Source organism: Microbacterium sp. LMI12-1-1.1 (assembly GCF_040676455.1).
Lineage (GTDB): Bacteria > Actinomycetota > Actinomycetes > Actinomycetales > Microbacteriaceae > Microbacterium.
Genome location: NZ_JBEGIA010000001.1, coordinates 163,478 through 187,484, shown reverse-complemented (window position 1 = coordinate 187,484; position 24,007 = coordinate 163,478). Strand labels below are relative to the sequence as shown.

Genomic DNA, 24,007 nt, shown 5'->3' with positions numbered 1-24,007 from the left:
CACGGGCGTTGTGCGAAGCTCAGGCGCGCCCGGTGGCGGCACGTGTGCGGCGCGAGAGCGAGTCGACGATCACCGCGAGCACGAGCACGACGCCGGTGACCATGAACTGCACCGACGAATCGAGGTTCATGAGGGTCAGGCCCGAAGAGATCGACTGGATCACCACGATGCCGACGAGAGCCGAGAACGCGGATCCTCGGCCGCCGAAGAGGCTCGTGCCGCCGATGACGGCCGCGGCGATCGCGTTGAGGTTCACGTCGCCCGTGCCCGAGCTCTGGTTCGCCGACGCCAGCCGCGCGGCGGCGAGGATGCCTCCCACGGCGGCCAAGGCCGAGCACATCGCGAACACCGACAGGTAGATGCGGTCGACCCGGATGCCGGCGCGCCGGGCGGCCTCGACCGATCCGCCGACCGCGTAGACGGCCCGCCCCCAGCGGGTGCGGGTCAGGACGAAGTTCATGGCGACGATGAGCGCGAGGAAGAACAGGAACATCACGCCGACGCCGCGATACAGGTTCAGATACCACGTCGCCACGAGCAGGAAGGCGAGCAGGACGCCGCTGCGCACCGCGATCTCGGTGTAGCTCTGGCTCACCAGGTTCGCCGCCGCGCGCCGTCTCGCGCGCCTGAGGAGCGACCACGCGAACGCCGCCACGGCCAGCACGGCCACGACGTACGACGCCCAGGCCGGCAGGAACATCTGCTGGGCGAACTGGACGAGCCACGAGTCGAACGGGATCGCGATGGATCCCGTCTCGCCGAGCACCCACAGCTGCAGTCCGAGGAAGCCGAGGAGGCCGGCCAGCGTGATGACGAAGCTGGGCAGCCCGAAACGCGTGAACAGGTAGCCGTACAGCAGACCCACCAGGCACCCGACGGCGATCGCGGCCACCAGTGACAGGACCAGGTTCCACTGCAGCTGCACGAACGTCACGGCGAGCACCGCCGCCGCGAGCCCCGACACCGACCCCACCGAGAGGTCGATCTCGCCCACGAGCAGCACCAGCACCACACCGAGTGCGATCGTGCCGATGGCGGCGCACTGCATCGTGAGGTTCACCAGGTTCTCGCTGGAGAGGAAGACCGGGTTCAGCAGCTGGAAGACGGTCCAGATGACCGCGATCCCGAGGACGACGGGGAGCGCGCCGAGGTCTCCGCCCCGGATTCGGGTCACGAAGCCCTCCAGGGCGAGGCGGATGCCGCTGCCGCTCAGGAGCCGTTCGCCGCCGGTCGGCTCGGTCAGGCGCTCGTCGCCGCGGGCGCTCATAGGCTCCCGTCCCCGCGGGGTCGGGAGGTGCGGCGCGACCCGCCGCGCGGCATGCGGATGACCGTGCCGCCGGAGGTCTGCTCGGAGGGCTCATCGTCGCGCGCGGCGGCGGGCGCGGCATCCGTCCGCTCCGGCACGCGCCGCGGTGCCGCGGAGTGGTCGACCGCGCCGGTGATCGCCGCGATGAGGGTCTCGCTGGTGACGTCCGCGACGTTGTACACGCCGTTGTTGCGACCGAGGCGCAGCACGACCACGCGGTCGGCGACCGCCATCACGTCGGCCATGTTGTGGCTGATGAGGATGACGCCGTGCCCGCGCTCGCGGAGACGCTCGATGAGGTTCAGGACCTCGGCCGTCTGCGCGACGCCGAGTGCCGCCGTCGGTTCGTCCAGGATGACGACGCGCGGCTCGCCGATGAGCGAGCGGGCGATGGCGACGGTCTGGCGTTGCCCGCCCGACAGCGACGCCACCGGCACGCGCACGGACGGGATCTTGGCCGACAGCTCGCGCAGCAGCGTCCAGGTGCGCTGCTCCATGTCGACCTCGTCGAGCGTGGCGCCGTCGCGCAGCTCGCGCCCGAGCCACAGATTCGCGACGACGTCGAGGTTGTCGCACAGCGCGAGGTCCTGGAAGATCGTCTCGATCCCGAGCTGCTGGGCGTCGGCGGGGGAGGCGATGCCGACCTCCTCGCCGTCGAACTCGATCGATCCGCTGTCGGGAGGGTGCACACCCGCCAGTACCTTGACGAGGGTCGACTTGCCGGCGCCGTTGTCGCCCACGAGCGCCACGACCTCGCCCTCGTTCACCCAGAAATCCACGTCGGTGAGCGCCTTTACGGCGCCGAACCGCTTGCCGATGCCGCGCATCGTGAGCACGCGTTCACGCGGCCGCCCGGTCCGCGGGTGCGTCATCGACATCCTCGCCCTGTCCTCATCGTCGTTCCCAGCCCCCGCCGTCCCCTGCCAGAGTCAGGACCCTACCCGATGCCGGCAGCTTCGCACGCATCCGCGTAGGCGGGGGTGCAGATGTCGTCGACGCTCCAGAATCCGTCGGCGACCACAGTGTCCATGATGTCGTCGATCGTCACCGCCACGGGGTCGAGCAGCGTGGCTGGAGTCCCCTCGATCTCCAGCGGTGCCGTCACCTCCTCGCCGTGCAGCAGCTTGACGGCGATCTCGGCGGCGAGCTCCGCCTGCGGCTTGATCGCCTTGTACACCGTCATGTACTGGTCGCCGGTGAGGATCCGCTGGATCGCCGACAGCTCGGCATCCTGTCCGGTCACGATCGGAAGCGGATCGATGTTCGCAACGCGCAGCGCCGCGATCGCACCGCCGGCGGTGGCGTCGTTGGCGGCGTAGACCCCGGCGATCGCGCCGCCGTGCTGCGCGATCTGCCCCGACACCCACTCCTGCGCCTTCTCGGGGTTCCAGCCCGGGGTGTCGTACTCGGCCAGCACGCGCAGGCCGCTGTCGTCGATGATGCTGTGGGCGCCCCGCTTGAACAGCGCCGCGTTGCTGTCGGTCGGCGAGCCGTTCACCATGAGGATGCCGCTGCCGTCCTCGGTCGCCCGCATCCCTTCGACGAACGCGGTCGCCTGCAGGACGCCGACCTTCTCGTTGTCGAACGAGATGTAGTACGCCAGGTCGCCACCGGCGATCAGGCGGTCGTACGAGATGACGGGCACGCCCTTGGCGTTCGCCGAGTTCACGATGCTGACGGCGGCGTTCGCGTCGACCGGGTCGAGCACCAGCACTCCCGCGCCCGAGGTCAGGGCGGACTCCGCCTGCTGCTGCTGCTTCGCGGCATCCTGATCGGCATTGGCGTACAGCACGTCGTAGTCGCCGAGCTCGGCCACGCGCGCTTCGAACAGGGGCCGGTCGAAGGTCTCGTAGCGGGCGGTCTTCGCATCGGGCAGGAGCAGTGCGATGGTGTCGTCGGTCGGCGTGCCCTCCCCGGCACCGGGATCTCCCGTGCAGGCGGACAGCATCCCGGCGGCGACGAGGAGGATGCCGGCGGCCGCCGCCGCGCGATGCCCGACCGAGCGCCGCCGCGGCCGATCGTGTCGGGTGCGGGACATCGGACGAGCCTATGCGGTGATGGGAAGCGTCGACGCCGCCGGGAGCTGGGCGCTGACGGTGACGTGGTCGAGGGCGATAGCGATGGCCCCGCGCGTCTCCGCCCACTCGCCGAAGGAGGCGCCGACGATCTCGGGCAGGCCGTCAGCTGAGGGGAGGGCGGTGCGCTCGAGCGAGTGCCGCATCGGCGCCATGAGGATCTCGCCCGCCTGACCCAGCTCGCCTCCCACGACGATGACCTCGGGATCGAAGAGGTTGCAGAGGCTCGCCGCAGCGATGCCGATGTGGCGCCCGGCATCGGCGATGACGCGCCGTGCCGCGCCGTCGCCCGCCTCGGCGGCCTGCAGCAGGTCACCCAGCCGGTGCATGCCCTCGCTCGAGGGGAACAGCGACAGCAGCGCGGGCCCGCCCGCGTAGGTCTCGAGGCAGCCGCGGTTGCTGCAGCGGCAGATGGGGCCGTTCTCGTCGAGCGTGACGTGGCCGATCTGGCCCGCCTTGCCGTTGACGCCGCGGAACAGGTCGCCACCGACCACGAGTCCGGCGCTGATCGTGTGGCCGACGCGGATGAAGACCGACGACGCGGCGGCGCGGCCGTTGCCCTCGCGGGCCTCGGCGAGACCGCCGAGGTTCGCCTCGCTGTCGACGTAGACAGGGCGGCCGATGCGCGCCGCGAGGCTCTCGGCGACGTCGACGCCCTCCCAGCCCCGCAGCAGGCCGGGGGTGGACACCATGCCGGTGCGCGGGTCTATGGGGGCGGGCAGAGCGAGGCCCACGGCGAGGAGATCGGTGAGCGACCCGCCGAGCGACTCCATCATGTCGCCGAGCAGCAGTGCGAGGCGGTCGAGCTCGGAGTCATGGCGGTGGTCGAGGGGGAGGGGGAGCGAGGACTGCGTGACGATGGTGCGTGCGGTGTCGGCGATCGCGATGTGCAGCTGCCGCGAGCTGTAGTGGACGCCCGCGACGAGACCGAGCCGGCGGGCGAGCGACACCAGGGTCGCGCGGCGACCGCTGCTCGTCGTGAAGGATGTGTGGAGCAGGCCCGAAGCGGTCAGCTCCTTGACGATGTTCGAGACCGTGGCGGGGGAGAGCCCGGTGCTGCCGGCCAGCTCGATCTGCGTGAGGCGGCCGTGGCGCTTGAGGGACTCGACGACGCGCGCGCGATTGGCCTCGCGCAGCGAGGTCTGCGAGCCCGGCGGAGCTTGACGGCGTGCCACAGTTCACACTGTATCCCACCTGCGATTTCCCAGATCGGCCCCGGGATCGCCGGTAGGAAGACGAACGCGGCCCGCGCGAGCGGGCTACTCGCGCAGACGCACCAGTCGCTCGTGCCCGGTCTCCTCGAGCTCGGCGATCGACTCGCGTGCCTTCACGAAGTCGTTGAACGACCGGTAGCCCAGCGCCTTCTCGCTGAACGACGGGTCCATCCGACGCATGTGCGTCTTGACCGCCGAGCTGTGCAGCCACTCGGAGTCGTCGTTCTTGTCGTGGCCGAGGCGCAGGGCGCGCTCCAGCAGGCGGGTGGCCGTCTCCTGCGGGTCCTCGGCAGGTTCCTCGACCGGCTGCACCGGCTCGGGAGCGGGTGGCTCGAGGCTCGCCGCGACGGTCTTCGACGACGCGCGACGGTTCCCCCGCTTCGGCGGCGCCGTCGTCTCGAGCGCCTCGTTGAGCGCAGCCTCGATCTCGACCGTCGAACGGGCCTCGGCGGTCGAGGCCGTGGTCTCAGCCGACGGGTCCGGGGTCACGGCATCCGTCATCGCAGGAGCCTCTGTCGGCACGGACTTCGCCGCTCCGCGACGGCTTCCCGACCGCGCGGCCGTACCGCCGGTCGCCGCACTCGCCGCCGTCTCCTTCGTCTTGGTCGCACGGCCGGAGGCCGCCTTGGACGGTGCCTTCTCGGCGGCCTTGTCCGGCGTCTTGGCGGCCCTCGCGGGTTCGCGGGTGACACGGGGGACCCCGGGCAGCGAGTCGTATGCCTCGAACTCGTCGCACGCGGCCGCCAGCGACTTCGCCGTGGACCCGGCCACACCGACTCCGACCACGTAGCGGCCGAGTCGCTTGCACCGCTGCGCGAGCGGGACGTAGTCCGAGTCGCCGGCGACGATCACGACGTGCGTGAGGTCGGGGAGCCGGAACATGTCCTCGACGGCGTCCACCGCGAGACGGATGTCCGCTCCGTTCTTGGCGTATGCGGCGGCGGGGAAGAGCTGCACGAGATCGACCGCACGGGCGACGAGCTGCGAACGGTAGATCGCGTTGACGGGGGCCGACCAGTCGGCGTATGCGCGGGTGAGCACGAGCGTGCCGAAGGAGGCCGCGAAGTCGATGATCGCACCGACGTCGATGGTGGCCGCGGCGAGCCGCTCGGCGATCTCGGGATCGTTGGGGTTGTCGGCGATGCGCTGGCGGTCGCGCGAGTACGAGTTGCGGCCGTGGACGCGGTCGTACCAGGACATCACGATGTTGTCGAAATCGAGGTACACCGCGACGCGGGGATTCTGCAGGTCGGGCATGTCACTCCTCACCGGGGTAGCGCACGCCCACGAGCGTGCGGATCTCATCGAGCGTGGCCATGATCGCGACGGTCTCGTCGATCGGCAGAATGTCGGAATCGGTGCGGCCCTCCGCCAGGTACCGCCCCGCTGCCAGCGCCTGGTACTGCATACCGCGCCCCTCGATGTCGGAGCGGAACTCCTCGCGCACCGTGCCGTCGGGCCCCACCAGGCGGAATGAGGTCGCCGTGTACCAGACGCGGTCGATGTCGATGCGGGCGTCCGTGCCGATCACCGACGCGGTGTTCGGCCCCGCGCCACGGGACGCCGACAGGGTTGTCGACAGTGCGCCGTTGGCGTGCGCCATGATCGTGGCGACCTCCGTGTCGGATCCGGCGTCGCCGATGCGCGCGGACGCGACGATGGACAGCGGCTCGCCGAGCATGTCCCACGCGAACGAGACCGGATAGATGCCGAGGTCGAGGAGCGCGCCGCCGCCCAGCTCGAGCGCGTTGATGCGGTGCGCGGGGTCGGACGTCAGCAGCTGGGTGTGATCGGCGGTGACCGCGCGGATCTCGCCGAGTGCGCCGGAGGCCACCAGCTCGCGGATGCGCACCATGTGCGGCAGATACCGCGTCCACATGGCCTCCATGGCGAGGAGCCCGCGGTCGGCGGCGGCGTCGCGGACCGCTGCCGCTTCGTCGGCGTTCAGCGTGAACGGCTTCTCGACGAGCACGTGCTTTCCCGCCTCCAGCGCCAGCAGGGCGTTGGCGGCGTGCATCGGATGCGGCGTCGCGATGTAGACGATGTCGACATCCGGATCGGCGACCAGGTCCTCGTACGAGCCGTGGGCGTGGGGGATGGAGAAGTCGGCGGCGAACGCCTCGGCGGTCTCGCGGCGACGGGATCCGACGGCGGTGACGTCGAGGCCGGCGGTGCGCAGATCGCTGGTGAACGCGCGTGCGATGCCGCCCGGTCCGAGGATGCCCCAGCGGGGTGAGGACGGTGAGGTCATGACACGAGGCTAGTGGCGCCACGGCGCACTCGCCGGGTCGACTAGCGCGGGACGCTCTCCGCCAGCCGGGGACGGCCGGCCGTCTCGCCGATCCGCTCGAGCGCGCGGGCCAGGTCGTCGACGATGTCGCGGGCGTCCTCGAGGCCGATCGACAGGCGCACGGTGGTCGGACCGATGTGCGCCTCCGAGAGCTGGGTGCGCGACATGTGGCTGTGGGTCATCGAGGCAGGGTGGGCGACGAGGCTGCGCGCGTCGCCGATGTTGGCGACGAGCCGGATCACCTGCAGGCGCGAGATGAACTCCTCGACGAGGCGGAAGTCGCCCTCGTCGTCGCCTGTCGTGGGCAGGTCGAACGCGAAGACCGAGCTCACCCCGTGCGGCAGATACGCCTGGGCCTGGGTGTGCCACGGGCTGGTCTCGAGCCCCGGGTGGTGCACGCGCGCGACCGCCGGGTGCGTGTCGAGGAACTGCGCGACCGCGAGTGCGCTCTCGGTGTGGCGCTGCATGCGGAGATCGAGCGTCTCGAGACCCTGCAGCAGCTGGAAGGCGTTGAACGCCGACAGCGACGGCCCCAGGTCGTGCACGTACTTGGTTTTGACCAGGGCGATGTAGGGCGATCCGGTCTCGCCGAAGCGCTCGACGAGGCTGCCGTCCGGGACGCGCCGGTAGGTCTGCGTCAACTGCGGCCAGCGCTCGGGGTCGGCGGTGAAATCGAACGTGCCGAGGTCGACGACGACGCCGCCCAGCGACGTGCCGTGCCCGCCGAGGAACTTCGTCGCGGAGTGGACGACGATGTCGGCGCCGAAGTCCTTGGCGCGCTGCAGGTACGGCGTCGCGACGGTGTTGTCGATCACGAGCGGCACGCCCGCGTCACGGGCGACGGCCGCGACGGCGCCGAGGTCGAGCACCTGCGCGATGGGGTTCGAGATCGACTCGGCGAAGAGCGCCCGGGTGGTGGGGCGCACCGCGGCCGACCACGCGTCGACGTCGTCCTGGTCGACGAAGGTGACCTCGATGCCCCAGTCGGCGAACGTGTCCTGCAGCAGATCGACGGTGCCGCCGTACAGCTGTCGCGCCGCGACGATGTGCTCGCCCTGCTTGGCGAGGGCGAGCAGAGCCACCGCGACGGCCGCCTGACCCGAGGCGACACCTGCGGCGCCGATGCCGCCCTCGAGCTCGGCGACGCGGCGCTCGAACACGAGGACGGTGGGGTTGGCGGCGCGGCTGTAGATGTTGCCGTCCTTGCGCAGCGCGAACAGATCACGTGCCTCCGCGAGCGAGCGGAACTCGAAGCCGTTCGACTGGTGGATGGCCGGAACGGCGGTGTTCTCGGCCACGCCCGGGTCGAACCCGGCCTGCACCTGGGCCGTCGCGAACGAGCGAGGGGCGGCCGGGCGAGGCGGCAGATCGTTGTCGGTGGCACGAGGCATGCTGACCATTGTCGAGCCGCGGGGGCCGCGCCGGTGCGTCGTGTGTCGAACTGTTGCGCCGGCGGCGCCGAGCCTGCCGGGCGGCGGTAGCCCGCGCGCGGGCGAGAATGGACGGGTGGCGCAGCTGATCACCCCCGCAGAACTCGACCGCCTTGTCCGCTCCGGCACTGTCCGCGTGCTCGACGTCCGCTACCGGCTCGACCGCCCGGACGGCAGCGCCGACCACCTCGACGGCCATGTGCCCGGCGCGGTCTACGTCGACATGGAGACCGAGCTCTCCCGGCACGGCCGTCCCGAGGACGGCCGCCACCCGCTGCCGGCGACCGCGGATCTGGAGGCGGCCGCGCGCCGCTGGGGCATCCACGACGGCGACATGGTCGTGATCTACGACGACGACCGGGCACTCGGCGCCTCGCGCGCGTGGTGGCTGCTGACCCGCTCGGGCGTCGCCGATGTGCGCCTCCTCGACGGCGGGCTGCGTGCATGGGTCGCCGCCGGCCTGCCGCTGGAGAGCGGCCCCGTGGTGCCGGAGCCGGGAGACGTGTCGCTCACGCCCATCGCCGAGCCGGTGCTCTCGATCGACGAGGCGGCGGCGCTCGCCGCCTCCGGCGTGCTCATCGACGTGCGCGCCGCCGAGCGCTACCGCGGCGAGGTCGAGCCTGTCGACCCGATCGCGGGCCACATCCCGGGCGCGGCGAACCTGCAGACCGGTGCCTACATGGACGGTGAGCGGTTCCGGGATGCCGAGAGCCTGCGTGAGCTGTTCGGCAGCGTCGGCATCGCCGAGAGCGTCACTGCGGCGGCGTACTGCGGTTCGGGCGTCACCGCCGCGCAGGCGGTGTTCGCCGCCGAGCTCGCGGGACTGCGGCTCGGCATCTACCCGGGCTCGTGGAGCCAGTGGTCGAACACTCCTGGGCGGCCGATCGCCACCGGCGCCGCGCCGGCCGAGGTCACCGCCAGCGTGTGACGGCCGGCGTCAGGGCACCAGGGTGATCTTGCCGTCGACGCCCGCCTCGATCGCGCGATGCGCGTCGGCGGCGTCGACCAGGGCGAACGACGGTCCGAGCTCCACCGAGAAGCGCCCCGCGGCCATCAGGGCCACCGCCACCGGCACCGCCTCGGTGCGCCACGCCTGCTGCTGCGCGGTGAGCGGCAGGGGAGGCCCGCCCGAGAACGCACGGATGCCGAGGCCCCCGGCATCCCGCCCCCGCACCAGCGTCACGATCCGCTGTCGATCGGGCACCAGTTCGACGGACGTCTGCAGCGCCTCGTCGGTGCCGGCCGCGTCGATCGCGGCCGTCACGCCGTGCGGCGCGACCTCGCGCACCCGGTCGGCGAGCCCGTCGCCGTAGCTGACGGGGATGGCGCCGAGCGCGCTGACGCGGTCGAAGCGGCGCTCGGACGACGTCGCGATCACGGTGGCGCCCCACAGCACCGCGAACTGGATGAGCGCCTGGCCGACGGCACCGGACCCGCCGTGGACCAGGAGCGTGTCGCCGCTTCCGACACCGAGCGATCGCAGCGCCTGATACGCGGTGCCGACCGGGATGCCGAGTGCCGCGCCCTCCGCGGCACTCACCTGTGGCGGCCGCGCGAACACCCGGTCTGCGGCGACGACCACCTCGGTCGCGTACGCACCGGAGGCGCCCGCGAAGACCACCGGGTCGCCGGCGCGGAACCCGTCCACCTCGTCGCCGACGGCGATCACGACGCCGGCGCCGTCGCCGCCGACCCGACGCGGCTCGGTGATCTCGCCTGACGGGCGCGCACCGGAACGCAGCTTCGCATCGATCGGATTCACGCCCGCCGCCGTGACGCGGATCGCGACCTCCCCGGTGCGCGGCGCCCGCTCGGGCACGGGGATCTCATGCAGCACCTCGGGGCCGCCGAACTCGGTGTACGCGATCGCAGTGGTCATGGCGGGGGCAACTCCTGTCGTCGAGGCGGGTATTCGCGCACGGGCTCTGCTCGTCGAGCGGCTAGCCGCGCAGGGCCCGCTGCAGCCGCTGCAGCGACACGGGCTCCGCCGTGCCGAGGGACTGCGCGAACAGGCTCACACGGTACTCCTCGAGAAGCCAGCGTGCGTGCACGAGTGCCACCGGGGCGTCATCGGGCGGCGGGATGGTGCCGCCGGCCTCGGCGAACACCGTCGCGGCGCGCTCGAACTCCGTCATCCGCTGCCGGTCGCGGCCGGGATTGTCTGCCAGCGTGCGCACGCGGTCCAGCGCGCCGCGGAGGTACCGCGGGAGGTGTGCGAGGCGCGCTGTGCCGGTGCGCGACACGAAACCGGGGAACACCAGGCCTGCGAGCTGGCCCTTCACGTCGTTCAGGGCGCCGAGGAGTGTCAGCGAGTTGCCGTCGCGCATCGCCTTCTCGACCTCGCGCGCGGCGGTGAGGATCCGCGCGGCCAGCGACACCGTCTGGAAGAGCTCGTCCACGACGGCTCCCGAGAGCGCGTCGCGCACCGCCTCGAAGCCCGCGCGCGTGCGCACCAGAGCGTCGGGGGCGGTGCGGGCGATCACGGCATCCGCGACCGCCACGCGGCAGTCCTCGATCAGCGCCTTCGCCGAGGGATAGGGGGATGCCGCGAGGGCGAGCTTCTCGGCGGAGGTGAGGTGCTCGAGCACGTACGCCGTGGGCGAGGCGACCGACAGCAGCACGAGCCGTCGCACGCCCGCCCGCGTCGCGCGGGCCGCTGCCTCGGGGGTGGTCTCGATGCGCAGCGCGACCGAGGCGTTCTCGTCGACGATGGCGGGGTAGCCGCGCACGACGCCGCCGGCGACCTTCGTGTCGACGACCTCGGGGAGGTCGCCGAACGTCCAGTCGGTGAGACCGGTCTGCTCGACGAACGTGGACTCGGGGCGCGCTGCGCCGCCCGGCGTGCCCGTCGATCGGGGCGCCGGCCCTGCCGCTCGCGCGGGTCCGGACGCCGGTGTCGATGCGCTCAGCGAGCGGGAGACCGAGGCCCGCGCACGGTCGGCGAGACGCGCCTGCAGCGCGGTGAGGTCGCGGTCCGAGCCGACGGCGCGCCCGCGCTCGTCGACGGCGCGGAACGAGACCTGCAGGTGGCCGGGAACCCGCTCCATCTCGAAGTCCGCGGCGGTCACCGGCTGACTCGCGACACGCTGGATGCGCGCGGCGAGCGCCTCGCGCAACCCCACCGGCGGCAGTCCGGCGTGCGCCTCGGGGCCCTGCCCCGCGAGATCGGCCGAGAAAGTGGCCGCCCAGTCCGCGGCGGGCACGACGTGGCGGCGGATGGACTTGGGCAGCGACCGCAGCAGCGCCGTGATGAGCTCGTCGCGCATGCCCGGCACCTGCCAGTCGAACCCGTCCGGCCGCAGCTGGGCCAGCAGTGCGAGCGGCACGACCGCCGTCACGCCGTCGTCGGCGGCGCCCGGTTCGAAGCGGTACGCGAGCGAGAGCACCTGGTCGCCCTGCGTCCACCGCGCCGGGAAGTCCCGCTCGTCGCCGCGGGACGCCTCGTCGACCAGGTCCGCCTCGGTCATGTCGAGCAGGCGCGGCGTGCGGACCGAGGCCTCCCGCCACCAGGCCTCGAAGGAGCGCGCGTCGAAGACGTCACGGGGGATCCGCGCGTCGTAGAAGCGGTAGACGGCCTCGTCGCCCACCAGGATGTCGCGGCGCCGCTCGCGCTCCTCGATCTTCTCGAGGCGGCGGCGCAGCTCGAGGTTGCGCCGCTCGAAGGCGGTCAGCCTCTTGTCGCCCTTCGACGAGCTCAGGGACCCAGGGGGGTCCCACTCGCCCTCGACCAGGGCGTGGCGCAGGAACAGCTCGCGCGCGAACGGCCGGTCGAACCGGGCGAGCTGCACGCGCCGCTTCGGCACGATCTCGAGCCCGAACAGCGTGACCTTCTCATAGGCGGATGCCGCCCCCGACGCCTTGGACCAGTGCGGCTCGCTCAGCGACCGCTTGGCGAGGTCGCCCGCGAGCGGCTCGGCCCACTCCGGATCGATCGCCGCGACCGTGCGCGCGAACAGCCGGCTCGTCTCGACGACCTCGGCGGCCATCACCGCGCTCGGGCGCTTCTTCTTGAGGCCGGAGCCCGGGAAGATCGCGAAGCGCGTGCCGCGCGAGCCCACGTACTCGGCGACGCGGCGCTGCTCGGAGCGCTCCGAGCGCTCGCCCGATCGGCCCCGTGCCGCGGTGCCCGTCGTGCGCTCGTCGAGGATCCCGAGCTGCGACAGCAGGCCTGAGAGGATCGCCTTGTGGACCTCGTCGGCGTCGGCGGCGCCCGTTTCGTCTCGCTTCGCTCGCTCAACGACCGAGGAGCGGGGTGCGTTCACGAGGGCGCTCAGCTGCCGATGCACATCGGCCCATTCCCGCACGCGCACGTAGTTGAGGTACTCGGCGCGGCACAGCCGCCGGAACGCGCTCGAGCCGAGCTCGGACTGCTTCTCCCGCAGGTGGTTCCACAGGTTGAGGAGGCTGAGGAAGTCGCTGGACGGGTCGGTGAACCGCGCGTGCAGGCGATCCGCCTCCTCCCGACGGTCCTCGGGCCGCTCCCGCACGTCCTGGATCGACAGCCCCGCGACGATCGCCAGCACGTCGCGCAGGACGCCGGTGCGGCGGGCCTCGACGAGCATGCGGGCGAAGCGCGGGTCGATCGGCAGCCGCGCGATCTCGCGCCCGAGGTCGGTGAGCGTCGGGTGGCGTCTCGTCTCGCTCGTTCCTCGCTCGCTCAACGACCGATCCGTCACGGCGCCGAGTTCGACGAGCAGGTCGAACGCCGCCTTCACCCCACGGGAGTCGGGTGGGGTGAGGAACGGGAACGACGAGATGTCGCCGAACCCGAGCGACAGCATCTGCAGGATCACCGAGGCCAGGCTCGTACGCAGGATCTCGGGCTCGGTGAACTCGGGACGGGTGTCGAAGTCCTCCTCCGAGTAGAGCCGGATCGCGATGCCGTCGCTGGTGCGCCCCGCGCGGCCGGAGCGCTGCTGCGCGGATGCCTGCGACACGGCTTCGATGGGCAGGCGCTGCACCTTGCTGCGGTTGCTGTACCGCGAGATGCGGGCCGAACCGGTGTCGACGACATACCGGATGCCCGGCACCGTGAGGCTCGTCTCGGCCACGTTCGTCGCGAGGATCACGCGGCGACGGACGCCGGCGACATGCGACCTCTCGAACACCCGGTGCTGCTCGGCCGCCGACAGCCGCCCGTACAGTGGCAGGACTTCGGTGGGCGCGGCATCCTTCGCGTACATCCCGCGCACGGCGTCCGCGGCGTCGCGGATCTCGGCCTCGCCGGGCAGGAACACCAGGACGTCGCCCGCAGGCTCCCGGTCGAGCTCGCGCAGCGCCGAGGTGATGCCGTCGACGTCGTCCGACTCGTCTGCGTCCTTGGCGGCCCGCGCGGGCGGACGGTAGCGGATCTCGACGGGGTAGGTGCGTCCCGATACCTCGATGATGGGCGCGGGCGTGCCGTCGGCCTTCGCGAAGTGCTCGGCGAAGCTCAGCGGATCGATCGTCGCGCTGGTGATGACGACCTTGAGATCGGGGCGCTTCGGCAGGATCCGTCGCAGGTAGCCCAGCAGGAAGTCGACGTTGAGCGAGCGCTCGTGCGCCTCGTCGACGATGATCATGTCGTACCGGCGCAGCAGCCGGTCGCGGTGGATCTCGTTGAGCAGGATGCCGTCGGTCAGGAGCGCGATCCGCGTGTCCTCCGACACCTTGTCGGTGAATCTCACCTTGTAGCCGACGGTGGAGCCGAGGGGCACCTGGAGCTCCTCGGCGATGCGCTCGGCGATGGTCCGGGCCGCGATCCGGCGTGGCTGCGTGTGGGCGATGCGCGTGCGGCCCAGCTCCAGCGCGATCTTCGGCAGCTGCGTCGTCTTGCCGGAGCCGGTGGCGCCCGCGATGATGACGACCTGATGGTCGCGGATCGCGCGCGCGATCTCGTCCCGCGCGGCGCTGACGGGGAGCTCCGGTGGGTACGCGATGACGGGTTCGGGCACGGACATAGCCTTCGATCGTATCCCGTGTGGCGGCGTGCTCCGCCTGCAGGGTCGTCGGGTCGAGCCGCGCAGGGTCTTGATCGGCAAACAACTTTGCGGTACAAAGTTCTCATGACCACCTCGTCGCGCACTCTCGCGCCGCCGCCCCCGTCCGGGCGACGCTCCGATCGCGGCGCGCTCGCCTGGGGCATCGGGCTGCCGGCTCTGCGCGTGCTGCTCGTCGCCGCGGCCTGCACGCTCGCATGGCTGCTGCTGACCGCGTGGGCGGGGCCCGCGGTCTTCCCGCCGCCGCCTCTCGTGGCCGCTGTGGCGATGCTGCCGGTCAACGTCGTGTGTCTGCTGGTGGTGGTGCGCCGCCTCCGCGCCTCCGGCACGAGCGCCGCGGCGCTGATCGGCTACCGGCGCGGGCGCCTCGGCCGCGACATCCTGTGGGGTCTGCTGTGGCTGGCCGTGCTGTACGTGCCGTTCGTGCTGACCATCATGCTCGTCATGTGGGCGCTGCACGGCGCCGGCATGTTCACGGCGTTCGAGACCGTCTTCTTCGATCCGGAAGCGATTCCGCCGCTGTCTCCGGGTGTCGCGGCGGTGCTCGCGGTCGTCGCCGTCCTGACGTTCGCGCCGTTGAATGCGCCGACGGAGGAGCTCGTCTATCGAGGGTCGGCGCAGCGGGATCTCGGGAGCCGGATGCCGCTGCCCGCCGCGATCCTCATCTCGGCGGCGTTCTTCGGCCTGCAGCATGTCTGGTACGCGCCCACGCCCGACGCCGTCGTCGTCTACGCCAGCGCCTTCTTCGTCTGGGGAATCGGCTCCGGCATCATCGCGTGGCGCCAAGGGCGGCTGCTGCCGTTGATCATCGCCCACGGTCTGGTGAACCTGCTGTCGACGCTTCCCGCGCTCGCCGTGCCTTTCTTCCTCGCGGACGGAGTCCGATGAACATCCCCGGCACCACTGACCCTTCCGATCCGGCCGACGACGACGCGCCCCGCGACGCCGCCGCGATGCTGGATCTCGTCCGCAGCCAGCAGGACCGCGTCACCCGGCAGCTCGCGGCCGAGGTGCCGCTCATCCTGCTCGTGTGGGGGATCGCCTGGTTCGTGGGGTTCGGGCTGCTGTGGCTCATCGACGGGGCTGAGCCCGCCGTGAGTGTGCCGCTGCCGGTGGCGGTCACCGTCTTCATCGTGCTGATGGCCGGTGCTCTCGGCGCGACGGCGATCCTCGGCATCCGCAGCGGTCGCGGCATCCGGGCATCTGCGGAAGCGGCGTTCACCGGGGCGGTGTACGGCTGGAGCTGGACGATCGCGTTCGTCGCGATGTTCGTCTTCGGCACCGCGCTCGTCCAGAACGGGATGCCGCCCGATCTCGCGAACATCTACTACCCGACCGCGTCGACGCTGCTGGTGGGGCTCCTCTACTTCGTCGGCGGCGGGATCTGGCACGCGAAGCCGCTGCTGTGGCTCGGCGGCTGGATCGTGGTCGTCGCCCTGGTCGCGCCGTTCTTCGGGTATCCGACGCACTACCTCGTCTTCTCGATCGCGGGCGGCGGCGTCTTCCTCGTCGGTGCCCTCGTCGCCTGGCTGTGGATCCGCCGATGACCGAGCTCGACCCCGTGATCCACGCCGCTGCGCGCCTGCGGATCACCGCGACGCTCGCGACGCTGGACCCCGGCGAGAGCATCGCGTTCCCGCGCCTGCAGGAACTGCTCGACATGACCGCCGGAAACCTCTCGACGCACGTCCGCAAGCTCGAGGACGCCGGCTACGTCGCGGTCGAGAAGACGCATCGCGGGCGCACACCCGTCACCTATCTCGCGCTGACGAAGCAGGGCCGCCGCGCGTTCGAGGACTACACCGACGCCCTGCGCTCCGTACTGGGGGAACGGCCATGACCATCGCTGAGTTCGTGCACGTCACACGTCGCTACGGTGACCTCGTCGCCGTCGACGACGTCACCCTCGGGATCGATCCCGGTGTCATCGTCGGGCTGCTCGGTCCGAACGGGGCGGGGAAGACCACCCTCCTCTCCCTCCTGCAGGGCCTGCGCCGGCCGACCTCCGGACGCGTGAAGATGTTCGGCGGCGATCCGTCCGATCCGCGCAACCGCCGGCTGCTCGGGACGACGCCGCAGGAGACGGCGCTGCCCGACACGCTGCGCGTCGGCGAGGTGATCGACTACGTCGGCGGCCACTTCGCCGATCGGGCGCCGACAGCAGAGCTGGCGGCGGAGTTCGGCCTCGACGAGGTGCTGCGGCGACAGTGCGGGTCGCTCTCGGGCGGTCAGAAACGGCGTGTCGCGGTCGCCCTCGCCTTCGTCGGGCGACCTCGTCTGGTGCTGCTGGATGAGCCGACCACCGGTCTCGACGTCGATGCCCGCCGCACGCTGTGGGCAGCCATCCGGCGCCAGCATGAGGCGGGCGCGACGGTAGTCGTCACGAGCCATTACCTCGAAGAGATCGAGGCACTCGCCCAGCGTGTCGTGGTGATGGGGGAGGGCCGCGTGCTCGCCGACGACACCGTCGCGAGTGTTGTGGGCCGCGTCGGCGTGAGTCGGGTGGAGCTCACGATCGACGATGCCGATGGGGTCGCCGCGCTTCCCGGCGTCGTGCGCCATCAGCAGGCGGACGGCATCGAGGTGCTGACAGTGAGGGATGCCGATGCCTTCATCCGCGCGCTGGTGCACAGCGGAGCCGACTTCCGCGATCTCGCCGTGCGCGGCGCGACGCTCGAAGAGGCGTTCCTCGCTCTCACGGAAGCCGCCGGCTCGGCCATGGCGCACTCCGCGCCGGGATCGCCGACCTCCTCACGGAAGGACCTGTCATGACCACCGCACGTGTGCCCGCGGCATCCCTGCCGGCATCCGTCCCCTCGACGATGCGACTGACGGCGCTGCATGCGAAGTATGGGCTCATCGAGACGTTCCGCGTGCCCATCGCCGTCATCGGAACCGTCGTGTTCCCTGCGCTCGCGCTGCTCTTCTTCGTCGTGCCGCAGCGGGTGGTCGCCGAGGACCCGCTGTACGCGACGCAGGCGGTGATCTCGCTCTGCGTGTTCGCGGTGATGTCGAACGCGCTGTTCTCGTTCGGCCTGACGATCTCGGAGAACCGCGAGAAGCCGTGGGATCCGTACCTTCGCACGCTGCCCGCACCCGGCATCGCACGGGTGCTGGCGCAGATCCTCTCGACCGGTGCCCTCGGACTCGTGGCGATCCTGCCTGTGGTGCTCGTCGGCGGCTTCTTCACCGCTGCCACGGCGCCGCCGGTCCGCATTCTGGCGGGCATTCTCGCGCTCGCGATATCGGCGGTGCCGTTCATGCTGATCGGCACCGCGATCGGCTATGCGCTGCCGTTCAAGGCGGCGATCGCCGTCATCCAGATCGTCATGTTCTCGCTCGCGTTCATCGGCGGGCTGTTCCTCCCGCCGATCCTCTTCGCCGACTGGTTGAACGAGATCTCGAAGTTCACCCCGTCGCGCCAGGCCCGCGAGTTCGTCATCTGGGCTGTCGAAGGTGGACCCCTCGAGTGGTGGGTGTGGGTCGGCATCCTGGTCTGGACCGCTGTGATGCTCTTCGTCTCGCTCGCGCTCTACCGGCGCGACGAGGGCAAGCGCTACCGCTGAGGAGCCGGGACCGGTCCTCCGTTGAGCCGTTCGGGCGGTCCATGCCGTTCGCGCGGTCCATGCCGTCGGGCTGCGGTGCCGTTCCAGCCGCCGTGCCATTGCGGGGCGCGATGGCGGCCGAAGTGCCGGGAACCGAGTCTTCCGTGCGCCGTCTCTGGGTCCACCGGAACGCACCTTCCGAAAACCCCGGTGAACTTCCGGCTCACACGGCTCCGATGAACTTCCGGCTCACACGGCTCCGATGAACTTCCGGCTCACACGGCTCCGATGAACTTCCGGCTCACACGGCTCCGATGAACTTCCGGTGCACACGGCTCCGGTGAACTTCGGGGTCACCGGTTCGGTGAACTTCGGGGTCATCGGATCCAATGAACTTCCGGCTCACACGGCTCCGATGAACTTCCGGCTCACACGGCTCCGATGAACTTCCGGTGCACACGGCTCCGATGAACTTCGGGGTCACACGGCCGCGGTGAACTTCGGGGTCACCGATCCGATGACCTTCGGGGTCATCGGATCCAATGAACTTCCGGTTCACACGGCTCCGATGACCTTCCGGTTCACACGGCTCCAGTGAACTTCGGGGTCACCGGTTCGGTGAAATTCGGGGTCATCGGATCCAATGAACTTCCGGCTCACACGGCTCCGATGAACTTCCGGCTCACACAGCTCCAGCGAACTTCGGGGTCACCGGTTCGGTGAAATTCGGCGTCAACGGGTTCAACGAACGTCCGGTTAATGCGGGACCGATGAACTTCCGGTTCACGCGGGTCGACAAACTTCGCGTCCGATGGCGTCGGGCTTGAGGTCCACCCGGATCCCCGGAACACGCTGTCGGCGACGGTCCGAGCTGACGCATGAGCGACGACGTCGCATTGGCCTCATTTCCGAGCGTCGTCGACACACGCGGCGGATACGCGGGTCGCCGTCAACCCTCGTCTCCCGGGCCCCTGTCCCTCGAGTTGTCGGCGGAGACCCTGCCGGGGGGGGGCGTGTGTGAACCGGAAGTTCATCGAGGCAGTGTGAACCGGAAGTTCATCGGCGAAAAAGACATGGTGTCGCCCGATGGGGCGCTGTGCTGACTGCGAGCGTCGGCCGCTTCCTCCCCAGCAGGAGCGCGGGCGATCCTTCGCACCGATCGGGCGCTCGCGATGAACGACACGACGCGTCCGGCTTAGCGTCGGTGCATGGACCCCTTCGAAGCCCTCGCGGAACCCGTGCGGCGACGGATCATCGAGATACTCGCGAGCGGCGAGCACACGTCGGGCCAGTTGGCCGATGTCATCGGGTTCGAGTTCCGCATCAGCCGCACCGCCGTGTCGAAGCACCTGCGGCTGCTGCGCAACGCTGAGTACGTCGACGTGCGGGCGGACGAGAACTGGCGCTGGTACCGGCTGAAACTTTCGGGCTTCGCGACGCTGGAGAACGCGGTAGCCGACCTGAAGCTGAAGATGGCGAGCGCGATCGGGTGGGATGCCGACGCCGGTCAACAGCGCGACCCGCTGGCGGTGCTCCCGGTCTACCCCGCCGTCCCCTTCCGCGGACCGGGGAGGGCGCTCAAGCGCGGTCATCGCGGTCGGCAGACGGCATGCGAGCCGCACGCATCTCCGGATGACATCGCTCCGGTGCCGCCGATGATCGACCTTTTTCCAGCGCCCGCATTGCGCGCGGCCGACGCAGCCGGCGACGACGAAGAAGACGACGACCTCGACGCTGGCGACGTCGAGCACCTCGGCGGCGCTCACGTCGGCCACACCGACCCCGCCGACCCGCGCCCGCCTAGGCTGGGAGCATGACAGTTCCCACCGTGACCCTCAACGACGGCAACACCATCCCGCAGCTCGGCTACGGCGTCTTCAAGGTGCCGCCGGCCGATACCGAGCGGGCCGTCACCGAGGCGCTCGAGGTCGGCTACCGTCACATCGACACGGCCGCGATCTACGGCAACGAAGAGGGCGTGGGCGCGGCCATCGCGGCGAGCGGCATCGCGCGCGACGAGCTGTTCATCACGACGAAGCTGTGGAACGACCGCCACGACGGCGACGAGCCGAACGCGGCGATCGCCGAGAGCCTCGACCGACTCGGCCTGGAGCAGGTCGACCTGTACCTCGTCCACTGGCCGACTCCCGCCCGCGACAACTACCTGCACGCCTGGGAGAAGCTCATCGAGCTGCGCAGCGCCGGGCTCACCCGCAGCATCGGCGTCTCGAACCACCTCGTGCCGCACCTCGAGAAGATCGTCTCGGCCACGGGTGTGGCGCCGGCGGTGAACCAGATCGAGCTGCACCCCGCCTATCAGCAGCGCGACGTCACCGGCTGGGCGGCGGCGCACGACGTGAGGATCGAGTCGTGGGGCCCGCTCGGACAGGGCAAGTACGACCTGTTCGGCGCCGCGCCGGTGACGGCCGCCGCCGAGGCGCACGGCAGGACTCCGGCGCAGGCCGTGCTCCGCTGGCACCTGCAGAAGGGCTTCATCGTCTTCCCGAAGTCGGTGCGCCGGGAGCGTCTCGAGGAGAACCTCGACGTCTTCGGCTTCGAGCTCACCGCCGACGAGATGGCGGCGATCGACGCGATGGACCCCGGCGACGGCACCGGCCGCGTCAGCGCGCACCCCGACGAGCTGAACTGACCGCTCGCGAGCGGGAGGAGCGGATGCCGTGAACCCACGCCTCGCGGATGCGACGAGCCCGTACCTGAGAGCCCACGCGGGCAACCCGGTCGCGTGGTTCCCGTGGGGCGAGGAGGCGTTCGCCGAGGCTCGGCGGCGCGACGTGCCGGTCATGGTGTCGATCGGCTACTCGACGTGCCACTGGTGCCATGTGATGGCACGGGAGTCCTTCGAGGATGCCGAGACCGCCGCGGACCTCGACGCCGGCTTCGTGTCGATCAAGGTCGACCGCGAGGAGCACCCCGAGGTCGACGCGGCGTACATGGCAGCGGCATCCGCGTTCAGCCCGAGCCTCGGGTGGCCGCTCACCGTGTTCGCCACACCCGACGGACGCCCGTTCTACGCCGGCACGTACTTCCCGCCCGAGCCCCGAGCGGGGATCCCCGCCTTCCGGCAGGTGCTCGCCGCCGTGCAGGAGGCATGGACCGAACGACGCGATCAGATCGACGAGACCGCGGATGCCGTCGCCGGCGCTCTCGCGGAGGTGCGGGCGGAAGCGCCGGCCACCCACGCCGTCGTTCCCACCGCCGAGGATCTCGCGCACGCCGCGCACGCACTCGCCGCCCGCGAGGATCCGCGTCACAGCGGATTCGGCGATCCCGCCTCGAACGCGCCCAAGTTCCCTGTGGCGACGGCGCTGCGGTTCCTGCAGACCCGCATCGTGCGCGAGCAGGCGGCTGCGGCCTCCGGCGTCGCCGATCGCGCGCTCGCCGCCATGGCCTCGTCGCCGCTGCGCGACCCCGTCGAAGGCGGATTCTTCCGCTACGCCACGCGTCCCGACTGGACCGTACCCCACTACGAGCGCATGCTGACCGACAACGCCCAGCTCCTCGACGTGGCGATGGACGCGTCACCGGCCCGGCACGATGTCGCGCGCGGCGTCGCGGGATTCCTCGTCGACGTGCTGCAGCAGCCGAGCGGCGGGTTCGGCGCCGCACAGGACTCCGAGTCCTGGATCGACGGTGCGCGCAGCGAGGGGGGCTACTACGCCCGCGACGCCGCCGGCCGCGCCCCGCTCGAGCCGCCCGCGGTGGACGGCAAGGTGGTCAGCGGCTGGAACGGCCTGGCGATCGGCGCTCTCGCCCGCGCCGGCGTCCGCCTCGGTGAGGCGTCCTGGATCGAGGCGGCACGCTGGGCCGCCGACGCCGTCCTCGAGTCCAACGTCACCGCCGACGGCCGGCTGCTGCGGGCATCGCTCGACGAAGTGCCGTCGCGCGCCCACGCGACCGTCGCCGACCACGGCCAGCTCGCGTCCGGGCTCCTGGCCTTGGCGGTCGGCACCGGCGAGATCGCGTACGCGGTGCGCGCCCGCGAGCTCGTCGACGCCTGCGTGCAACCCGACGGTCGCGTCATGGTGCCCGGCGGGGGAGACCCGGTGCTGACCCGGCAGGGGATCGGAGCACCGGATGCCGCCTCCGACGCCGATGAGCCCTCCGGTACCGCAGCGCTCGCGGAGGCCGCCGCGGTGCTCTGGGTGCTGGGCGCGGGAGAGCGGTACCGATCCGTCGCCGAGCGTCTGGTCGCGACACATGCGTCGGCCGCGCTCGCCCAGCCGCTCGCGTACGGCGCCCTGCTGCGTGTCGCCACCACTCTCGCCGCGGCCCCGCGGCAGGTCGTGGTCGTGACGGACGACACCGGAGCAGCGATCGCGAGCGCGGCTCGCGGCATCCGTGCCGACGTCGTGAGCATCGTGTCGCCCGCGCAGGCGACCGCCTGGGCCGACGCCGGCTTCGGGCTGTTCGCCGACAAGGCCGTGCGCGACGGGCTGCCGACCGCCTACGACTGCCGCGACTTCGCGTGCCGGCTGCCGGTCACCGATCCGGCCGGGCTGCAGCTCTGAGCGGCGCGAAGGGTCAGATCCAGCTGCTCAGCCACATGTGCAGGTGCCAGAAGTCGTACGGCACGTTCGCCGCCGCGATGATCGGGTACCAGAACGCCGACAGCGCCACAGCGACCCCGAGGAACACGAGCACCAGGCGCTGGCCGGTGAGCCGGCGGTACGAGTCGGCCCTCGGCGGCCCGGCGATGTCCTTGAGCGCGAAGGTGAGCGCCAGGAGCATGAACGGCAGGATGAGCACCGTGTAGAACTGGAACACCGTGCGCTCGGGCAGGAACAGCCAGGGCATGTAGGTGACGACCACACCGGTGAGCACGAGCGCGTAGCGCCAGTCGCGCACCACCACGAAGCGGTACACCAGGTACAGGACCGCAGCCACCCCGGCGTACCAGACGAGCGGATTCGGCATCGTCGAGATCACTTCGACGCAGCCGTTCGAGGCGCCGCAGCCGTTCACGCCGAGCGCATCGTGGTGGTAGTAGACACCGGTCGGGCGCATCAGCAGCGGCCACTGCCACGCCGGGCTCGCGTAGGCGTGACCCGAGGTGATGCCCGCCGTGGAGGTGTACATCGCGACGTGATAGAGCCACAGGCTCTCGAGCGGATTGCTTCCGGCGTGGCGGTCGTATCCGCCGTCGGTGACCAGCCAGCCGGTCCACGACGCGACGTACACGAGCACGGCGACAGGGACGAACAGCAGGAAGGTCACGAGACCCTGGCGCACGGCATCCGTCGGCCAGAAGAGCACACCTGCGCGGCGACGCGCGAGCGCATCTGTCACCACGAGGTAGACGCCGAGCCCGGCCAGCACCCACGCGCCCGACCACTTCACGGCGCTCGCCGCGCCGAGCGCCGCACCCGCCGCGATGACCCACGGCCGGTTCCAGAGCACCGGCCCCCACGACGGAGCCTCGTCGCCGTCGAGCCGCGCCGCCACGGACTCGGCGATCCGCGTCATCGTGCGCTCCCGATCGCGCAGCAGGAAGAGGACGGCGAGCAGCACGAAGGACGTCAGGGAGGTGTCGAGCAGCGCGACGCGGCTCATCGAGATCGCGAGGCCGTCCACCGCCATGAGCAGGCCCGCCACCACCGCGAAGGTGGTCGATCGCGTCAGGCGCTTGGCGATCAGCATCAGCAGGAGCACGGAGGCGATGCCGAGGAGCGCGGTCGTGATCCGCCACCCCCACCCCGACTCGGGGCCGAGCACCATCATGCCCAGCGCGATGATCCACTTACCGAGCGGCGGGTGCACGACGAACGACGGGTCCGTCGAGAAGACGTTCACATCGCCCGACAGGAACCGCTCGTTGGCGCCGCCCGGCCAGGATCCCTCGTACCCGAGGTTGAGCAGAGTCCACGCGTCCTTGACGTAGTACGTCTCGTCGAACTGGTTCATCAGGTCGTGCGCGGCGGCGAGGTTCCACAGCCGCAGGACGGCGGCGATGACGAGCACGATCGCCGGTCCGAGCCAGGCGTAGAGGCGCCGGGCGCGCGCATCCCGGCTCAGGCGGCGTGCGAAGCGGTCGTAGAGGCTCGGACGTGCCGGCGGAATGAGGGGTGCGGCGGGCTGGTCGGCACTGTGCTGGTCCACACTGGGCTGGTCGACCGCGGGCCGTGGGGCATCCGTCACCCGGCAAGTTTAG

General features: G+C 71.1%; 19 protein-coding genes. 9 read left to right on the top strand and 10 right to left on the bottom strand.

Annotated features, from left to right (window positions below; genetic code table 11):
* Positions 1-19 precede the first annotated feature (19 nt).
* The 7 genes from MRBLMI12_RS00860 to MRBLMI12_RS00830 form a co-directional block, all read right to left on the bottom strand.
* The gene (locus MRBLMI12_RS00860) at positions 20-1,267 is read right to left on the bottom strand and encodes a sugar ABC transporter permease (protein ID WP_363353073.1); all 1,248 of its coding nucleotides are present in this window, start codon (positions 1,265-1,267) and stop codon (positions 20-22) included.
* Positions 1,264-2,184, bottom strand: a complete 921-nt coding sequence (locus MRBLMI12_RS00855; RefSeq protein WP_363353071.1) for an ATP-binding cassette domain-containing protein — start codon at positions 2,182-2,184, stop codon at positions 1,264-1,266. Before MRBLMI12_RS00855 ends, MRBLMI12_RS00860 begins: the two co-directional genes overlap by 4 nt.
* A 59-nt stretch (positions 2,185-2,243) precedes the next feature.
* On the bottom strand, positions 2,244-3,344 hold the full coding sequence (locus tag MRBLMI12_RS00850; protein WP_363353069.1) for a sugar ABC transporter substrate-binding protein: 1,101 nt from the start codon (positions 3,342-3,344) through the stop codon (positions 2,244-2,246).
* A gap of 9 nt (positions 3,345-3,353) precedes the next feature.
* Positions 3,354-4,556: an ROK family transcriptional regulator gene (locus MRBLMI12_RS00845; RefSeq protein ID WP_349428016.1), complete on the bottom strand. Its 1,203-nt coding sequence runs from the start codon at positions 4,554-4,556 to the stop codon at positions 3,354-3,356.
* An 84-nt stretch (positions 4,557-4,640) separates the two neighbouring features.
* Entirely contained in the window at positions 4,641-5,852 is a 1,212-nt protein-coding gene (locus MRBLMI12_RS00840; RefSeq protein ID WP_363353067.1) for an NYN domain-containing protein, read from the bottom strand.
* 1 nt (position 5,853) lies between these two features.
* Positions 5,854-6,846 (bottom strand): Gfo/Idh/MocA family protein, encoded by a 993-nt coding sequence (locus MRBLMI12_RS00835; protein ID WP_363353065.1) that lies wholly within the window; start codon positions 6,844-6,846, stop codon positions 5,854-5,856.
* A gap of 41 nt (positions 6,847-6,887) precedes the next feature.
* Complete coding sequence (locus tag MRBLMI12_RS00830) at positions 6,888-8,276, bottom strand: O-acetylhomoserine aminocarboxypropyltransferase/cysteine synthase family protein (protein WP_363353063.1); 1,389 nt, start codon at positions 8,274-8,276, stop codon at positions 6,888-6,890.
* Positions 8,277-8,391: 115 nt separating this feature from the next.
* Between MRBLMI12_RS00830 and MRBLMI12_RS00825 the strand changes: the two genes are divergently transcribed.
* On the top strand, positions 8,392-9,243 hold the full coding sequence (locus tag MRBLMI12_RS00825) for a sulfurtransferase (RefSeq protein WP_363353061.1): 852 nt from the start codon (positions 8,392-8,394) through the stop codon (positions 9,241-9,243).
* 9 nt (positions 9,244-9,252) lie between these two features.
* Here the strand turns inward: MRBLMI12_RS00825 and MRBLMI12_RS00820 are convergent, their stop codons facing one another.
* Together MRBLMI12_RS00820 and hrpA are read right to left on the bottom strand one after the other, a co-directional pair.
* A complete protein-coding gene (locus MRBLMI12_RS00820; protein WP_363353059.1) occupies positions 9,253-10,194 on the bottom strand; it encodes a quinone oxidoreductase family protein in 942 nt (313 codons plus the stop codon).
* A gap of 61 nt (positions 10,195-10,255) precedes the next feature.
* A complete protein-coding gene (gene hrpA, locus MRBLMI12_RS00815; RefSeq protein ID WP_363353057.1) occupies positions 10,256-14,254 on the bottom strand; it encodes an ATP-dependent RNA helicase HrpA in 3,999 nt (1,332 codons plus the stop codon).
* A 105-nt stretch (positions 14,255-14,359) separates the two neighbouring features.
* Between hrpA and MRBLMI12_RS00810 the strand changes: the two genes are divergently transcribed.
* The 8 genes from MRBLMI12_RS00810 to MRBLMI12_RS00775 all read left to right on the top strand — a co-directional run bounded on the left by MRBLMI12_RS00810 (position 14,360) and on the right by MRBLMI12_RS00775 (position 22,367).
* Entirely contained in the window at positions 14,360-15,181 is an 822-nt protein-coding gene (locus MRBLMI12_RS00810; protein ID WP_363353055.1) for a CPBP family intramembrane glutamic endopeptidase, read from the top strand.
* Entirely contained in the window at positions 15,178-15,840 is a 663-nt protein-coding gene (locus tag MRBLMI12_RS00805) for a hypothetical protein (RefSeq protein ID WP_363353053.1), read from the top strand. Before MRBLMI12_RS00810 ends, MRBLMI12_RS00805 begins: the two co-directional genes overlap by 4 nt.
* A complete protein-coding gene (locus MRBLMI12_RS00800) occupies positions 15,837-16,133 on the top strand; it encodes a transcriptional regulator (protein WP_194413531.1) in 297 nt (98 codons plus the stop codon). Before MRBLMI12_RS00805 ends, MRBLMI12_RS00800 begins: the two co-directional genes overlap by 4 nt.
* Complete coding sequence (locus tag MRBLMI12_RS00795; RefSeq protein WP_363353051.1) at positions 16,130-17,065, top strand: ABC transporter ATP-binding protein; 936 nt, start codon at positions 16,130-16,132, stop codon at positions 17,063-17,065. Before MRBLMI12_RS00800 ends, MRBLMI12_RS00795 begins: the two co-directional genes overlap by 4 nt.
* Positions 17,062-17,859, top strand: a complete 798-nt coding sequence (locus tag MRBLMI12_RS00790) for an ABC transporter permease (RefSeq protein ID WP_363353049.1) — start codon at positions 17,062-17,064, stop codon at positions 17,857-17,859. The genes MRBLMI12_RS00795 and MRBLMI12_RS00790 overlap by 4 nt, the downstream gene beginning before the upstream one ends.
* Positions 17,860-19,046: 1,187 nt before the next feature.
* Positions 19,047-19,655, top strand: coding sequence for an ArsR/SmtB family transcription factor (locus tag MRBLMI12_RS00785; protein WP_363353047.1), 609 nt, complete (start codon positions 19,047-19,049; stop codon positions 19,653-19,655).
* Positions 19,652-20,488, top strand: a complete 837-nt coding sequence (locus tag MRBLMI12_RS00780; RefSeq protein ID WP_363353045.1) for an aldo/keto reductase — start codon at positions 19,652-19,654, stop codon at positions 20,486-20,488. The genes MRBLMI12_RS00785 and MRBLMI12_RS00780 overlap by 4 nt, the downstream gene beginning before the upstream one ends.
* Positions 20,489-20,516: 28 nt before the next feature.
* Positions 20,517-22,367 carry a thioredoxin domain-containing protein gene (locus MRBLMI12_RS00775; RefSeq protein WP_363353043.1) on the top strand — a complete coding sequence of 617 codons (1,851 nt, stop codon included), beginning with the start codon at positions 20,517-20,519 and terminating at the stop codon, positions 22,365-22,367.
* Positions 22,368-22,380: 13 nt separating this feature from the next.
* Here MRBLMI12_RS00775 and MRBLMI12_RS00770 read toward each other — a convergent pair whose 3' ends face one another.
* Positions 22,381-23,994 (bottom strand): dolichyl-phosphate-mannose--protein mannosyltransferase, encoded by a 1,614-nt coding sequence (locus tag MRBLMI12_RS00770; protein WP_363353041.1) that lies wholly within the window; start codon positions 23,992-23,994, stop codon positions 22,381-22,383.
* Positions 23,995-24,007 lie beyond the last annotated feature (13 nt).

What these genes read in the sequence shown, in the direction of transcription:
- MRBLMI12_RS00840 (WP_363353067.1), bottom strand. Translation starts at nt 5,852, where the DNA reads ATGCCCGACCTGCAGAATCCCCGCGTCGCGGTGTACCTCGATTTCGAC.
- MRBLMI12_RS00805 (WP_363353053.1), top strand. Translation starts at nt 15,178, where the DNA reads ATGAACATCCCCGGCACCACTGACCCTTCCGATCCGGCCGACGACGAC.
- MRBLMI12_RS00860 (WP_363353073.1), bottom strand. Translation starts at nt 1,267, where the DNA reads ATGAGCGCCCGCGGCGACGAGCGCCTGACCGAGCCGACCGGCGGCGAA.
- MRBLMI12_RS00780 (WP_363353045.1), top strand. Translation starts at nt 19,652, where the DNA reads ATGACAGTTCCCACCGTGACCCTCAACGACGGCAACACCATCCCGCAG.
- MRBLMI12_RS00820 (WP_363353059.1), bottom strand. Translation starts at nt 10,194, where the DNA reads ATGACCACTGCGATCGCGTACACCGAGTTCGGCGGCCCCGAGGTGCTG.
- MRBLMI12_RS00795 (WP_363353051.1), top strand. Translation starts at nt 16,130, where the DNA reads ATGACCATCGCTGAGTTCGTGCACGTCACACGTCGCTACGGTGACCTC.
- MRBLMI12_RS00850 (WP_363353069.1), bottom strand. Translation starts at nt 3,344, where the DNA reads ATGTCCCGCACCCGACACGATCGGCCGCGGCGGCGCTCGGTCGGGCAT.
- hrpA (WP_363353057.1), bottom strand. Translation starts at nt 14,254, where the DNA reads ATGTCCGTGCCCGAACCCGTCATCGCGTACCCACCGGAGCTCCCCGTC.
- MRBLMI12_RS00835 (WP_363353065.1), bottom strand. Translation starts at nt 6,846, where the DNA reads ATGACCTCACCGTCCTCACCCCGCTGGGGCATCCTCGGACCGGGCGGC.
- MRBLMI12_RS00810 (WP_363353055.1), top strand. Translation starts at nt 14,360, where the DNA reads ATGACCACCTCGTCGCGCACTCTCGCGCCGCCGCCCCCGTCCGGGCGA.
- MRBLMI12_RS00830 (WP_363353063.1), bottom strand. Translation starts at nt 8,276, where the DNA reads ATGCCTCGTGCCACCGACAACGATCTGCCGCCTCGCCCGGCCGCCCCT.
- MRBLMI12_RS00785 (WP_363353047.1), top strand. Translation starts at nt 19,047, where the DNA reads ATGGACCCCTTCGAAGCCCTCGCGGAACCCGTGCGGCGACGGATCATC.
- MRBLMI12_RS00855 (WP_363353071.1), bottom strand. Translation starts at nt 2,184, where the DNA reads ATGTCGATGACGCACCCGCGGACCGGGCGGCCGCGTGAACGCGTGCTC.
- MRBLMI12_RS00800 (WP_194413531.1), top strand. Translation starts at nt 15,837, where the DNA reads ATGACCGAGCTCGACCCCGTGATCCACGCCGCTGCGCGCCTGCGGATC.
- MRBLMI12_RS00790 (WP_363353049.1), top strand. Translation starts at nt 17,062, where the DNA reads ATGACCACCGCACGTGTGCCCGCGGCATCCCTGCCGGCATCCGTCCCC.